Origin of the sequence: Nocardia aurantia (assembly GCF_009604425.1) — a bacterium.
In the GTDB taxonomy this organism is placed as follows: Bacteria; Actinomycetota; Actinomycetes; order Mycobacteriales; family Mycobacteriaceae; genus Nocardia; species Nocardia aurantia.
In genome coordinates, this window is record NZ_WEGI01000015.1 from 145,075 (window position 1) to 158,763 (window position 13,689).

The following is a 13,689-nucleotide window of genomic DNA, read 5'->3' on the forward strand; positions in this document are numbered from 1 at the left end:
ATGAGTTGTGTACCAACAACATGGGTGACTGCTCAGCGTCCGGTCGTGCGGTGACATCGACCTCAGCCCTGTGCCGCGGCGGCGTGGCGGCGAGCGAGAGTCGCTGAGGCGGCGCGTAATTCGGGCGGGCCGACGATCTCGAAATCGGTGTCGAATCGGCCGATCGCGGCGGCCAGCGCGATCCAGGACCAGGAACCGGTGATCAGCCGGCAGCGGTCCGGGCCCAGTGCCTCGACCAGGCCGTCGTGGACGAACGGCGACACGTCGGCGGCGGGACGACGGAGGACCACCTCGCCACGACAGGGCCAGCCGGGGGTGTCCGAGCCGCGGAATCGGCCGGTGACGAACGCGGCGACGTCCCCGCCGGGCAGGTCGCGCGGGGTGAATCGGGGACCGTTGGGGGTGCGGAGGCCGATCCGATCGGCGCGGAAGACGCGCCAGTCGTCGCGGTCCGGGTCCCAGCCGATCAGATACCAGCGACCGTCGCGGGTGACGAGGTGGTGCGGCTCGACGCGGCGGGGCGCGATCGCCTCGCCGGGGTCGCCGGTGGGCCCGTAGTCGAAGCGCAGCACCTCCCGGGCGTGCACGGCCGCGCCGATGGCCACGAGCACATCGGGGTCGACGGCCGGTGTGGCGGCGTCGCCGACGGCGGTGATCCGCAGCGCGTCCACCCGGTGCCGCAGGCGGGCGGGCAGGACCTGCCGGATCGTGTTCAGCGCGCGCACCGCGGCCTCCTCGATGCCGGCGCCCGCGGTAGCGGCGAGGCGCAGCGCGACGGTCACCGCGACGGCCTGATCGTCGTCGAACAGCAACGGCGGCAACTCGGCGCCCGCTCCCAGCCGATAACCGCCGTCCGGGCCCTTCACGGCGGCGATGGGATAACCGAGTTCGCGCAGCCGGTCGACATCGCGGCGGACGGTGCGCGGACTGACCGCCAGGCGTTCGGCCAGCAGCGTCCCGGGCCAATCCCGGCGGGCCTGCAGCAGTGACAGCAGGGCCAGGAGTCGGGCGGACGTTTTCGGCATATTTCGATTCTGCCCGGAGAAGAGGACACATCCTGACCGCTTCCTCGGTGAGTGTGGTGGATGTCAGGCAACAGTCGAACAGAGGAGCGGACATGTCCGTCACGACCACCACCCATCTGAACTTCCGCGGTGACGCGCGGGCGGCGCTGGAGTTCTATCAATCCGTCTTCGGCGGCGAGCTCGTCGTCGTCACCTACGCCGACGCCGGGAGTGTCGCGGTGGAATCCGAGGCGAAGCACGTGATGTGGGGTCAGGTGCGCGCCGCCAACGGATTTCAGGTCATGGCGTACGACGTGCCCGGGCGGATGGAATTCGAGCGGGGCGCGAATTCGTTCTTCGTCTCGGTGCGCGGCGAGACGGTCGACGAGATCGAGGCCCTGTGGGGCCGCCTGGCCGGCGGGGCGACGATCGTCGTTCCGCTCGGCCCGGCCGGCTGGGCCGCCGCCTACGGAATGCTGCGGGATCGCTTCGGGATCGTCTGGGTCCTCGACGTTTCGACTTCCCACTGATCCGGCCCCGGCCGCCGCGCCACGAACGGCCTACGCGGCGGCCGGGATTCGCGGCCTCAGCGCAACTGTGCGAAAGTTCCCGCGGCGGTGAAGGCTTCGGCGATCGGCGCGATGAGCGTGGCCAGCCGGCGTGCGCCCGTGGCGCCGATCGGCGCCCACAGGGCCGCGCAGTGCTCGTCGGTCTCGACCTCGATCCGTTCGCGCTCCGCGATACCGGTGCCGGTCGGGGTGCCGTCCGGGTGGAGCCAGCCGCGTTCCGCCAATCGCGCTGTGGCCGCGTCCCATTCCGCGTCGTTCCACTCGCGGGTGGCGCGCAGGACGGCGCCCGGGAGCCGGCCCGTCGCCGCGTGCAGGACATTGCATTCGCACGGCCCGAGGCGGTTGTCGGCGAGCACGATCAGATGCGCGTCGCCGCGCCACTCGCGCAGCACCGTGATTTGCTGCCACAGCGCGACCAGCGGATCCGCCGGCAGGGCGACGGCAGCGTTCGCGGCCGCGAGCGGTTTGCCCGCGTAGTCGGCGGCGGCGACGACACGGTCGATCAGCGACCGCGCCTCGGCGATCCGCTCCTCCGGCAGCCGAACTCCGACGCGCCGCATCGCGCGACCGACGGCGGTGAATCGAGCGTCCTGCCATCGAGCGGGTGCCGCGATGTCCCACACCCCCGTCATGCTCCGCACGGCTCTGGGGCTGAAGTTGTAGAAAGTCGCGAGCACGACCTGCCACGGGACGACGCCGAGCGGAGCCGCGCGGAAGGCGAAATAGCGTGGGGCGCGGTCGGTTACGCCGAGAGCGGCGGCCTCCTCGACCGTTTCGGGCACGAGGTGGACGGGCATGTGGGCCGCGGTGACGGCGAGCGAGATCTCGCGCACGGCATCGAGCCCGATATCCGGACGATCGGTTCCGAGTGGGGCGGGGCAGGTCATGGTGATCGGTTCTCCTGACGAACGGGATCGGGCGAACATGACGCATAGGATCGATGATTAGAACAATAATCGATTATTACCGAATCTGTCTATGATGGCCTCATGGCACAGGTAGCCGGCCCACACCCGCCGTCGGAGAAGCAGATGCTGTCCGAGCAGGTCTACGCCCGATTACGGGAAGCGATCATGCGCGGCGAGCACGTACCCGGCGCGGCCCTCAAACCGCAGGATCTATCCCGCGAATTCGCGGTCAGCCTGGCCGTCGTGCGCGAGGCGCTCGTCCGGCTCGTCGGCGACGGCCTGGCCGATCGGCTGCACAACCGCGGGTTCGCGGTACCGGAGTGCTCCGATCGGCGCTGGCAGCAGATCACCGAGGCCCGCCGCGCGCTCGAGCCGGTCGTGGTTCGGATGTCGGTCGAACGCGGCGACCTCGAATGGGAGGGCCGGGTGCGTGCCGCCGCGCACCGGCTCGCCCGCACGCCGACCCACACCGGGGAGGACCGGCACTACAGCGAGGAGTGGTCCGAGGCGCACCGGATCTTCCATCGGACCCTGCTCGCGGGCTGCGGCAATCCGGTGCTGATGGAGACCTTCGACCGGATGTGGACCGCGAGCGAGCTGGCCCGCCGCTGGTCGAGTTACCGCAATCCGGACCGCGACGCCGTAGGCGAACATCGCCGGCTGGAGGAGGCGGCGCTGGCCCGGGACGCCGACGCCGCCGCCGAGGCGCTCACCCGGCACCTCACCCAGACCGCGACCGGTCTCACGGAATCGGATTCGCCGAATTCGGTTCAGGGATAACGGATGTCGCGGCCGGCCTGGATGGTCGTGTTGCCGTCGCCGGTCACCGTCGCGGTCTGGGTGACGGTCGTGGTCCGGCCGGCCCGATCCAGCAGGGGAGTCAGTTCCTCGGCGAGCAGGCGCCGGAGTTCCACGGCCAGTTCGGGATTCGAGGCGATCAGGCGACGCAGCCGGGCCCGCCACTCACCGGTGAGGGCCTCCCGCGTCGCCTCGTCGGCCGCGGCGTCCACGACCTCGTCGTGGAGTTGATCCAGATCGGCGCCGACCTGGTCCGCCGACTCGGGATGATGGCGACGCCACCAGCGGACCACGACATCCTTGGCGCCGGACCACATGTCGGTGGCCATGACCTTCACCAGCGCCGTGCCCGCTTCCACCACAACAGGATCCATCGCTGCAACCCCCGCTCGACGCGTTCCGGTCACGTCATCCTAACCGGCGGATCGCGACGCGCGGATCAGTGTCCTTGGCGCTGGTGTGGCGGGATGTGGGCGGAGACCCGGCGTTGCTCGAGCAGTAACCAGGCGATGCCGCCGAGGAGACAGACCGCGCAGAGGATCGCGCCGACGACGGCCCAGCCGGCGAAGCCGTAGCCGGCGGCGGTCAGGGTCGCGGCCAGCGCCACGACACCGAGGAGGCACAGCACGTAACCGGGGATGTTGGCGTTGTCCTCGACACCCTCGCCGGCATGCGTGCGGCCACGCCGGCGGATGAGCCATCGGTCCCGCCGCGGCCGGGGCGGGACGTGCGAGGGAAATTGGGCCGCCGATCCCGCCATGACCTTCTCCCTTCTCGGGGTGCCTCTGGGTTTGCTACCCGTTTTCCGCGGCGTCAATCATTCGGTGCGGCGATCGTTTCGAGGCGGAATGCCGGGGTAGCCGGAGAACGGGACAGTGCGAGTCCCTCCCATCCGATCCGGAATTGGAAGGAGTGGCATGAGCGCCACGGACAAGGCGAAGAACAAGGCCGACGAACTGGCCGGTAAGGCCAAGGAGAAGACCGGACAGGTCACCGGTGATCGGGAGCAGGAGAACGAGGGCAAGGCCGATCAGGTGAAGTCCAACCTCAAGGACGCGGGCGAAAAGGTCAAGGATGCGTTCCGCGACTGATTCACGGCATCGGAACGCCGGGGTCCCTTCGGGTGCCCCGGCGTTCCGCATCTCCGTCCGGCGCAGATGAGAAGGCCACGACGATGACGGTGTGGGTAGGGACATCGGGGTGGCAATATGCCGATTGGCGCGGAATATTCTACCCGCAGGGCGTCGCGCAGCGGCGGTGGCTGAATTTCTATACACAATCGTTCGCCACGGTGGAACTGAATGCCAGTTTCTATCGTCCGGTTCTGCGTCCGGCATTCGAGGGATGGCGGGAACGGACTCCCGATGATTTCCGCATGGCGGTGAAGGCCGGGCGCGCACTGACCCATTTCCGGCGCTTGCGCGACCCCGATGTCCCGCTGGAACGAATGATCGACGCGGCACGCGGGCTGGGGGACAAAATGGGGCCGCTGTTGATCCAGTTGCCGCCGGACCTGACCGCCGAACCCGAGCGGCTCGACGCGGTGCTGCGGTTGATTCCCGGAGATGTGCGGGTCGTCGTGGAACCACGGCACGACAGCTGGTGGACCGAGGAGGTGCGGGCCGTGCTCGCCGGGCACGACGTGGCCCTGTGCTGGGCCGATCGGCTCGAGCGGCCGGTGACGCCGCTGTGGCGCACGGCCGGATTCGGCTATCTGCGGTTCCACGAGGGAACCGCGCGCCTGCGGCCGCGCTATCACCGCACCGCGCTCGGCGAATGGGCCCGACGCGTCGCCGAGACGTGGCCGGCGGGCGAGGACGTCTTCGTCTACTTCAACAACGATCCCGGCGGTGCCGCGATTCACGACGCGGTGCGGTTCGCCGCCGCCGCCCGTGCCACCGGCATGCCGGTCGGCCGGACGCCGGAACTTCGCGACCTCCGGGCGGCGTCACTCGGTCCCGGCCGCTGACTGCGGCGCCTGCGGCTCGCACTTGCGCGCCAATTCGGCAGTGCGCCAGCGATATTCGTCGGCACTGATCCTGCCGCCGAGCCGGGCCGCGAGCAGGATGTTGGCCGCCCGGAGCGCGGGCCAGATCTGCGCGGGGTCGGCCCATTCGAGGGTGGGCTCGTCCGAGCCGGCCGGGGTCTCGGCCGATGGTGGTCCGGCGACCGGCGGGGCGGGCGAACGGAACCGTTTCGGCTTCACCTGGGAGCCGGTGCTGTTGCCGGAGAGGAGCCAGCAGGCAGTCGTCAGTATCACCGTGCAGGCGATCGACACGAAGATGTCCAGAACCATCGGCGTCTCCTTACGCGCGCTGTGGACGGCATACCCCGGGGACGGCGATTCCATCCACGGACGCACCGGTGAATCGGCGCGCCGCCGGGCGAAACGACCGAGATTCGTGATTCGGGTAGTCCGCTACCCGTGTGCCGGCCCTCGCGGGCGGATTCGATCGGAGTGGCAATCATCGAACCCGGTGGCGCGGTCGCCGCCGATCCCGCGGAGGACACGATGGCTGGTTACGCGGCCTGCAATTTCGCCATGGCCGGCGCCGGCGGTGGCGAGCGTCATGCCGAAACGGTCTCCACCGCCGCGCATTTCGATACGGCCCGGCGCGGCGGGCCCGGCCGGCGCTGCCCGCTCGCCCGAGGCGACCGCCGGGCGCCGGTCCGGGCGCCCCGTGATCCGGCGCCGCCGCGACCGCGTCCGGAACGGCCGGCGGCGCCGGAGCCGAGTCTGGAGCCGCTGGCCGAACCGGCCCTCGGCGTCGGAGTGGTGATGTTGCTCGCCGCGCTGGTCTGCGCCCCCCGGATACCGTTGTGGGCCGACGACTACGGCGTTGCCCTCGTGTACCTGGCGCTGTTCATCCACTTGGCGCTGGCCGTGGGCGCGGTGCGCTGGGGTCTGCGGATCCGGCGGGAGCACCGCACCGGCCGGCCGCGGCCCCCGGGCCGGGAAACCTCGGCCGCGGACGAATCCGACGAGCCGCGACGCCGCGCATCGAGCCCGGAATGAGACGCACCGACACCCGGTGGCCGGATCACGATGCGGTGACGGGGATCACGAGGCACGACCGCTGACGAGCCCGCGCCCTGCTCACTGGATCGGGTTGTGCCAGATCAATTCCGCCAGTTGATCGCGGTCGGTCGCGTCCAATTTGGTGCAGGCCCGGTAGATGTGGCCTTCCACCGTCCGGATGGAGACCCCGAGGCGTTCGGCGATATCGCGATTGGAGCGGCCGCGGGCGACGTGCGCACTGATCTCGCGCTCCCGCGCGGTCAGCGGCAGCGGGCGTGAGGTGGCCATCAGCGCCGGGGTCGCGGCGCCGTCGCAGCGGGCCGCCAGCCGCAGCGCGCGAGCGGAGGCCTGGGCGCTGTGCCGGCGCTGCCCGGCCCGATCGTGCAGCGGAATCGCCTGCGCGGCAGCGTCGGCCGCCGACACCAGCAGACCGACCTGTTCGAATTCGACGCTGACGGCGTCCAGCGCCTCGGTGTCGCCGTCGGCGATCGCGGCGGCGTGCCGGGCGTACATGCCCGCCACCGGCCCCTGCACCCGCCCGGCCAGGGTGGCCAGCCGTGCGGCGTGGGTACGGTCGCCGAACCGGGTGGCGTGGTGCAGGGCCTCGGCCTCGAGCGCGTATTGTCCTGCGCCGGCGGCGATCGTGGCGGCCTTGCGGGCGAACTCGACGGCGGAGTGCCGCCCGGCGGTGGCGGCGGCCAGCCATGCGCGCGCGATCAGCCGCTGCGGCTCGTGCAGGGCCAGATGCGGGCCGGCGTGCTCGTCGGCCGCGGCGAGCACCCGCTCGGCCGAGGAGACGTCGCCGAGGGCCGCGTAGGCGCGCACCAGCAGCAGCCGTGCGGGCAGCTGCCAGGGCAGCGAGGTCTCGGCGTGCAGGGCGGCCAGCGCCTGTTCGAAGGTGGTGACGGCCTCGCGGAACCGGCCCCGGTGAATGGCGACCACACCGACGGCGATCTTCGCGATCGCCCAGCCGAGAAATTGTGCGGTGGAAGAGAATTCGCTGTACTCGGTGGCGCGCTCCTCGGCGCGGTCGAGTTCGCCGACGGTGGTGAGCGCGAGGACGTCGCAGTAGCGCACCATCACCCGGATCATGCCGTCGGTGGGCTGCTTCTCGGCACGGCTGCGGGCCGCGATCGGCTCGAAGTCGGCGCCGCGCCCGGCGACCGGCATCGCCAATCCCGCGGCGAAGGCGGCGAAGTCGATGGCCTGCCGCGGTGCGTCGGGGGCGGCGAGGACCTTCTCGGCGGCCGCGATGCCCTCGGCGATCCGGTTCTCGTGCACCGTCATCGCCGCCGCCGCGGCGTCGCCGACCAGCCGCAGCGGCGGGTACTCGACCCGAGTGTCCATGAGCCGCATCAGTTCCCGGCCGCGGTCGACATCGCCGAGCGACCAGAACTGCAGGCTGGCCCGCGGCAGCACCCATTGGACCAGCTCCAGCTGATCGAGCGTGTCCGGGTCGTAGCGGTCGAGGATGGCGTCGGCCTCGCCGGGCCGGCCCTGCCACAACAGCGCCCGCGCCAACAGTTCACCCTCGCGCAGGCCGCCGTCGCGCTCCCACGCCGCGCGGGCCAGATCCTCGCCCAGGGACAGATTGGACAGGAAGATGGCGTCCTTCGCGGCACTGGACAGCAGCGCGGTATCGGCGGCCTGATCGCTGTCGAGATACAAGCGCGCCAACCGGATCCGGTCCGCGGCGGTGCCGGGCTCGCGTTCGCGCAACGCCTCGACGATGCGGCCGCGCCGCCGCCGCGCCGACGCGGTGCCGATGCGGCCCTGCACCACCTCGCCGAGCAGCGGATGGCTGAAGCGCGCACTGATTTGCCGCCCGTCGCGCCCGATCCGGATCAGGCCCGCGATCTCCGCGGCGTCGACGGCCGCCTCACCGACCAGGCCGATCAGGATGTCCAGATCCAGCGGTTCGCACAGCGCCAGCATCTGCAGTGCGTCGAGCACGGAATCGCCTGCGCGGGACAGTCGTTCGTCGAGCAGCGCCGCCAGCCCGGACGGTACGGCGGTCGGGCCGCGCAACTGCCAGACGCCGTTGACCTTCGTCAGGGTGCCGGCCTCGAGCGCGCCCTCGACCATGGTGCGCAGGAACAGCGGGTTGCCGCCCGAGGACTCCCACATCACGTCGGCGCTGAGACCCTCCAGCGCACCGCGCAATACGGACTCGACCAGGCCCACGCACTGCTGTTTCGTCAGCGCCGTCAGCTCGACCCGTTCGAGATAGCCGTCCTTCCACAGCGAGGTGACCGCGTCGGGCACCGGTTCGCCGTTGCGGACGGTCGCCACGATCCGGGCGCTGCGGTCGACGGCCAGCTGATGCAGCAGCGTCGCCGAGAGCTGGTCCAGCAGATGCGCGTCGTCGACCCCGAGCACCGAGTTGGGCTGCGCGAGAATGTTTTCCCGCGCGGACCCGAGCAGCGCGAGCGGGTCGCGCGACGCCGACGGGGCGATCCACGGCGCGAAGACACCCAGCGGAATCGCCTGCGACGACTGGGTACACGCGGCCCAGCGCACCGGACGGCTCAACGTTCCGGTGACCATGCGCGCCAAGGTGGTCTTCCCGACCCCGGCGACCCCGACGAGTACCACCCCGCCGGTGTCGCCACTGGTCAAAGCCTGATGGACCACCTCGAATTCGCTGGGGCGATCGAGCAGCTGCCAGCGCTCATCCATGAGGTGGAAGTGTAGAGCGTCTCTCGCTGTGTCACTGCGGGAGCTGGGAGATGTCCGTGGGTTCGAACCTCGCGGCGTTGTTCACATCGTGGCGAAAATTGCTGGATGCCTCGTATACCCGCTTCTTGAGGCGGTTGATCGAACCCATCGGGCGGTGGGCCGCGAGGCCGCGCCAGGAGTTGAACGACAGCACGTCGTCGCCGAAGGCCCGCCGCTCCGGGGTGTACGGATCCTGGCGGTCGAACCGGATGGTCGCGACCGTCCGGTGCGGCGACACGGATTCCGGCCACGGCACCGTCGCGTCCTCGATCGGCATCACCCGCGGGTCGGTGCACAACTGCACGCGCAGTTCGTATTCCGCGCTGTGCGTGGCGAAGAAGTCCACCACCAGGTCCTGCAACGCGTTGATGCCGACGGCGTCCATCGGGCGGTCCCGCAGCGCGACGACCTCCGGTGACGACGGGGTGTACAGCAGCTTGGCGACGTGGTCGCCCCAGCGCAGCGGCGCCGACGAGTAGAAGGTGTCGCCGAGGATGTGGGTGTTGGGCCGGACGAACACGCCCAGGGTGGGCGGCAACGGCCGGCCGATCCGCCGCAGCACGCGTTCGTCCAGTGCCGCCAGGGCATTCGAGCCGACCCGCAGGACCGGATCGGACAACCGGGCCAGGGCCCACGCGGTCGGCATGCCCTGGGTCAGGTAGGCGTGCGCGTCGGCGAACAGGAACTCCCGATGGGTCACCATGATGAAGTCCTGGGTGGTGGCGTCGTCACCGGGCAGCGCCCGCGGGCCCCGCGCCCCCAGCACCTTGATGCCCAGTCCGCGCACGCCGCGCAGCTGGTCGCTGCGGATCGCCCCGGAGGTGCTCGACAGCCGGGCGACCACCGGATAGCTGCCCGGTGTGGCGAACAGGCCCTGCGCCAGCTCCTTCGGCAGTCCGGCCGGCACGATCAGCTCACCGCGCAGGATGCCGTGGCTCTTGGCGTGCGCGTCGCGCACGCCGCGCTTGTAGGTGCGGTAGGCGCGTTCGTTGTTGCGGCGCAACACCGCGATGATCCTGTCGATGATCTCTTCCTCGTCCGGCCGCGGCCGTTCGAGATCGTCGCGGTAACGAACCCAGGTGTCCCCGGTGGTGTTCGGTGTGGCCAGATCGGTCATGACAGTCGAATTTCCTCACGGGCCGGTTCGGTGGTCTTCCAGGGGGCGAACGGATTGGCGACTCCGTCGAGAGCGGGTGCGAGGGTGGGGAAGTGGCGTAGCAGCACGCTGCGCATGGTGTTGTCGCGGACCCAGGACATCCCGGCCTCGGTGTACACCTCGGCCCGGAAGTCGCTGGTGAAGAACCGATCCGCCGACAGCCGGCGGGAGGCCATCAACACGAAGATCCGGAAGGCGGTGTCGCTGAACCCGAATCCCGCCGGCTTCGGCTCCGCGTACAGCCCGACCATCAGATCGACCTGCTCCACATCGCCGTAGACGTCCCGTAGCTCGCGCGCCCACGACGGATCGTCGGTCAGTTTCTCGAACGAGGTGACCGGCGCCAGCCGCAGCGCGCGACGGAAATCGTTGTAGCGCGGGACGCCACGCTCCCGGTTGCGCAGGATGTCGACCGTCGCGAGGTCGGTCAGCGGATGCCCCGGCCGGGACAGGTTCTGCAGGTGGCGCGGATAGTTGTGCAGCGTCAGCGCTCCCGGGTGCGCGCGGCCGAACGAGTACAGCAGATCCGCCATCGGCGTCTCCGCCAGGCGCGAACGCACCTGGGCCACTTGCAGATCCGGGAACTCGTGCTCGGCGACCAGCCGATCGTCGGCGAGACGGCGCACCTCGAAGTGGTCCGGCAGCAGCGGATGCATCCGGTACACGGCGACGAATTCCTCGGTCAGCGCGTACGGCACGCCGGCGTCGTCGGTGGGGGAACCCGGTATCCCGCTGAGCACCTCGTTGTCCGAGATCCGGCCGAACCGGCGGTGCACCTGCTCGCCGAGGATCCCGAACCAGTTGCCGCGCATGGCCGCCACGGTGGTCGGGTGGGCGATGATCGCCGGAGTCCAGTCCAGCGTGTGGATCTTGGCGATCAGCGCCGAATTCACCAGGCGCGCCGTGTCGTACAGCTGCTGATCGGTCATCTCCGGGTACCGCCGCGCCAGCCGGTCGCAGATCGCGTTGTGCTCCCGCATGAACAGCGAATGCAACAGCGCGAGGCCGACCCAGAAATTGCCGGCGGGCCCGTCGACATCCACCAGGGTCTCGACATCGGCCGGCGGCAGGCCGAGATCGTCCAGGCGCAGCCGGCCGCCCTCGCCGGAGCGCAGCGCCCGCGCGAATTCGGGTGTGCTGCCGTAGATCTGGGAGGCGTCCCACCAGTGCGAATCACCGGTGGCGTAGGTCGGCGGCGCGTCCGGATCGGGGTTCGGCGCCTGCGCGGTCCGGAAGACCGTCATGGGCCGCTGCGGCCACGGATCGTCGTCGGCGAGCGGCACCGTCAACGGCGGCGCCGTGGAATCCGGATGGCTCAGCCAGTCGTGGACCTCGAACTGGATCCAGGCCGCCGCCAGCAGGTTCAAGGTGGTGGCGGGCCGGAAATCGTCGCGCGCCAGCAGGGTTCGGCTGATCCGCCGAGGATCCGGATGCAGCATCCGGGCCGGATCCTCCGGGCGGCCCTGCTCCGGCGGCACATTGCGGCCGAACCGGCAGCCGAGCGAACCCACGCGGGGGTCGTCGAGCCGGTTGTAGCTGCCGTCCACGGTCCGGGCGCGGCCGTGCTCGCTGTCCTCGGTGCCGGCGGGCAGTGGACCGGCCGGATGCGGGCCGGTGTCGAACAGATTCTCCCGGCGCATCCGGCCGCGCAGGCCGACCAGGACGGCCAGCCCGAGCGGCGTCGGCAACCGCGACCAGCCGACGGCGCTGTCGAGCCGCCCGGCCGCCCATTCCAGCAAACGGGTGGCACGAGAAGGACTGTGGGGGCGCGATAGCGGTCGCGCCGCGGTGGCCGTCGACTGTGACAACGGCTCTGTCCCGACCATTCGAGGACCTCCAGAAGAGACGCGCGAGCGGCGCTCGCCGGGGATGGTACCGGATGCCCAGTGTTGCTGCCGGGCTGCGGGTGCGGCACGAGTAGTGCACTACCTCAAAGCGATCCGATGTATCCGGATGGTCCGGTCGGTCCCGTGTTCGCGGCGGCCACCCGGCGGATCGGTGCCGCCCGCCCCGCCGGACCTCGGCCGCGCCCGTAGCCGACCGGCCGCGAACCCGGCGGAGCGCCACCGGAGCGACCGGGCCGGGCGTAATCGGGTAGTGCCGTACGCGTGCCCGGCGGCGGGGTATGGACGACGCTGTCCGGGATGGTGTCGCCGGACCCGCAACCACCGACTCGGGCCGGCATCGGAAAGGGACTCGCGCGTGATCACCCCGATCGAAATCAAGGTCAACGTGGGCGGGAACGTCGTCGACGCGCTGGCCCGGCTGCGCGGGACGGACGGACCGGCGATCGATCGCCGAATCTGGTTCGCGGAGGCCAGGGTCGGCGGCAACGGTAAACCGCTGGGCCTGTTGTCCAGTCGCATCATCATCCGGCTGCGCAGTGGTGACCGTGACGACGTGACCGTGAAACTGCGGCCGTGCCAGCGCACGCAGCTTGCCGGACTGTGGGCCGCGCCGTTCACCGAGGGCACGGTGGCCTATCGGCTCGTCGGCGACTGGAGTGCCCGACGCCGGATGTTGTCGGCGTCGGTCGTCAGCCGGCGACAGCCCGGATCGTTGCGGGCCGCGACGGCGCCCGGAGCCGATATCGCCGCGGCCCTCGATTCCGCGCAGCGCCGATTCCTGGTGAGTTGCACGCCCCCCGGCGCGGCTGTCGATCACCTGGTGGCGCTGGGGCCGATCGACTCCACGAAATGGCCCAAGCTACGACTCGGTGACATCCAGGTCGAGGGGGAGCGCTGGCGCGCCGACACTTTCGACATGCTCGAACTGTGCGCCCGCATCGACCCGCGCGACGGTGAATCGCTCGCTTCGGTGGAAACCCGTGCGGCCGCGATGCATTCCCGGCTAGAGACCGCGGTACGGCGGCAGGGCATGCAGATCGAGAACGGATACACCAAGACCCATCAGGTCATCACCGCCCTCGCCGGTCGCGTCCCCCAGCCCTGAGCCGGCCGCCACCGGGGCCGTCTCATCCGGCGGCCCCGCTCACTCGCGATAATCGGGCGGGAGGTCGAAACCGTAGCGTTCGCCGAGGGCCCGTACGTCCCGGACGTCCTTGCGCGCGGGTGGATACGCGGTCTTGAACTCGAACATCCGCTCGGCCCCGATACAGGGCACCTCTTCGCCGTCGATCGTGCCGACGCCGGTGAAAGAGTCGCTCGGATAGGCGATTCCGTAGATGCTGTTACCGTCCTCGTCGAATTCGAAGACGTGGACGTCGACCGAGCCACCGTCGGATTTCCTGGCCAGCACGAAATTGAAGTCGGTGGTGTTCTCGTCGCCCGTGTACGTGTAGCCGAGTTCGGCCAGGCACTCCAGCAGCGTGCCGACATCCCGGCGGTGCACCGCGATGTCGAGATCCGCGTGTGCCCGGGTCTGCCGGCCCAGCAGGGCGTCGACGCACCAGCCGCCGTCGATCCAGATCGGCACGCCCACCGACCGGAGCGCCCGCCGGATCTCCAGTACCTGTGCCGCGTCCATCCCACCTCCCGTGTTCCGGTACCCGGCCCGC

The 13,689-nt window shown here is 70.6% G+C and carries 15 protein-coding genes; 6 read left to right on the forward strand and 9 right to left on the reverse strand.

Going from position 1 to position 13,689, the window contains the following annotated elements; genetic code table 11:
• Positions 1-62: 62 nt before the first annotated feature.
• Positions 63-1,025, reverse strand: a complete 963-nt coding sequence (locus tag NRB56_RS32100) for a helix-turn-helix transcriptional regulator (protein ID WP_153348089.1) — start codon at positions 1,023-1,025, stop codon at positions 63-65.
• A 92-nt stretch (positions 1,026-1,117) separates the two neighbouring features.
• On the opposite strand from NRB56_RS32100, the gene NRB56_RS32105 reads away from it, so the two are divergent.
• Positions 1,118-1,534, forward strand: coding sequence for a VOC family protein (locus NRB56_RS32105; RefSeq protein ID WP_153348090.1), 417 nt, complete (start codon positions 1,118-1,120; stop codon positions 1,532-1,534).
• Positions 1,535-1,590: 56 nt separating this feature from the next.
• On the opposite strand, the gene NRB56_RS32110 is transcribed toward NRB56_RS32105, so the two are convergent.
• Positions 1,591-2,460: an SCO6745 family protein gene (locus NRB56_RS32110; protein WP_153348091.1), complete on the reverse strand. Its 870-nt coding sequence runs from the start codon at positions 2,458-2,460 to the stop codon at positions 1,591-1,593.
• A 102-nt stretch (positions 2,461-2,562) separates the two neighbouring features.
• Here NRB56_RS32110 and NRB56_RS32115 point away from each other — a divergent pair, with 102 nt between their 5' ends.
• Positions 2,563-3,261, forward strand: a complete 699-nt coding sequence (locus tag NRB56_RS32115) for a GntR family transcriptional regulator (RefSeq protein WP_153348092.1) — start codon at positions 2,563-2,565, stop codon at positions 3,259-3,261.
• Here the strand turns inward: NRB56_RS32115 and NRB56_RS32120 are convergent.
• Together NRB56_RS32120 and NRB56_RS32125 are read right to left on the reverse strand one after the other, a co-directional pair.
• Positions 3,252-3,653, reverse strand: a complete 402-nt coding sequence (locus tag NRB56_RS32120) for a hypothetical protein (protein ID WP_153348093.1) — start codon at positions 3,651-3,653, stop codon at positions 3,252-3,254. The two genes, NRB56_RS32115 and NRB56_RS32120, sit on opposite strands and share 10 nt — an antisense overlap.
• A gap of 65 nt (positions 3,654-3,718) precedes the next feature.
• On the reverse strand, positions 3,719-4,039 hold the full coding sequence (locus NRB56_RS32125) for a hypothetical protein (protein WP_227838502.1): 321 nt from the start codon (positions 4,037-4,039) through the stop codon (positions 3,719-3,721).
• A 157-nt stretch (positions 4,040-4,196) separates the two neighbouring features.
• On the opposite strand from NRB56_RS32125, the gene NRB56_RS32130 reads away from it, so the two are divergent.
• Positions 4,197-4,370, forward strand: a complete 174-nt coding sequence (locus NRB56_RS32130; protein ID WP_153348094.1) for a CsbD family protein — start codon at positions 4,197-4,199, stop codon at positions 4,368-4,370.
• Positions 4,371-4,453: 83 nt separating this feature from the next.
• Positions 4,454-5,248 (forward strand): DUF72 domain-containing protein, encoded by a 795-nt coding sequence (locus NRB56_RS32135; RefSeq protein WP_153348095.1) that lies wholly within the window; start codon positions 4,454-4,456, stop codon positions 5,246-5,248.
• Here the strand turns inward: NRB56_RS32135 and NRB56_RS32140 are convergent.
• Complete coding sequence (locus NRB56_RS32140) at positions 5,228-5,575, reverse strand: hypothetical protein (protein WP_153348096.1); 348 nt, start codon at positions 5,573-5,575, stop codon at positions 5,228-5,230. The genes NRB56_RS32135 and NRB56_RS32140 overlap by 21 nt on opposite strands.
• A gap of 162 nt (positions 5,576-5,737) precedes the next feature.
• On the opposite strand from NRB56_RS32140, the gene NRB56_RS32145 reads away from it, so the two are divergent.
• Positions 5,738-6,295, forward strand: a complete 558-nt coding sequence (locus tag NRB56_RS32145; protein WP_153348097.1) for a hypothetical protein — start codon at positions 5,738-5,740, stop codon at positions 6,293-6,295.
• Between the two features lie 81 nt (positions 6,296-6,376).
• Here the strand turns inward: NRB56_RS32145 and NRB56_RS32150 are convergent, their stop codons facing one another.
• Genes NRB56_RS32150 through NRB56_RS32160 form a run of 3 tightly spaced genes read right to left on the reverse strand, consistent with a single transcriptional unit; the run spans position 6,377 to position 11,812 of the window.
• Positions 6,377-8,977, reverse strand: coding sequence for a LuxR C-terminal-related transcriptional regulator (locus tag NRB56_RS32150; RefSeq protein ID WP_153348098.1), 2,601 nt, complete (start codon positions 8,975-8,977; stop codon positions 6,377-6,379).
• A gap of 31 nt (positions 8,978-9,008) precedes the next feature.
• Positions 9,009-10,133 (reverse strand): catalase family protein, encoded by a 1,125-nt coding sequence (locus NRB56_RS32155; RefSeq protein ID WP_153348099.1) that lies wholly within the window; start codon positions 10,131-10,133, stop codon positions 9,009-9,011.
• Positions 10,130-11,812: a peroxidase family protein gene (locus NRB56_RS32160; RefSeq protein WP_227838524.1), complete on the reverse strand. Its 1,683-nt coding sequence runs from the start codon at positions 11,810-11,812 to the stop codon at positions 10,130-10,132. The genes NRB56_RS32155 and NRB56_RS32160 overlap by 4 nt, the downstream gene beginning before the upstream one ends.
• A gap of 562 nt (positions 11,813-12,374) precedes the next feature.
• Here NRB56_RS32160 and NRB56_RS32165 point away from each other — a divergent pair.
• Positions 12,375-13,124: a hypothetical protein gene (locus NRB56_RS32165; protein WP_153348101.1), complete on the forward strand. Its 750-nt coding sequence runs from the start codon at positions 12,375-12,377 to the stop codon at positions 13,122-13,124.
• A 39-nt stretch (positions 13,125-13,163) separates the two neighbouring features.
• Here NRB56_RS32165 and NRB56_RS32170 read toward each other — a convergent pair whose 3' ends face one another.
• Positions 13,164-13,658, reverse strand: coding sequence for a nucleotidyltransferase domain-containing protein (locus NRB56_RS32170; protein WP_153348102.1), 495 nt, complete (start codon positions 13,656-13,658; stop codon positions 13,164-13,166).
• Positions 13,659-13,689: the final 31 nt, after the last annotated feature.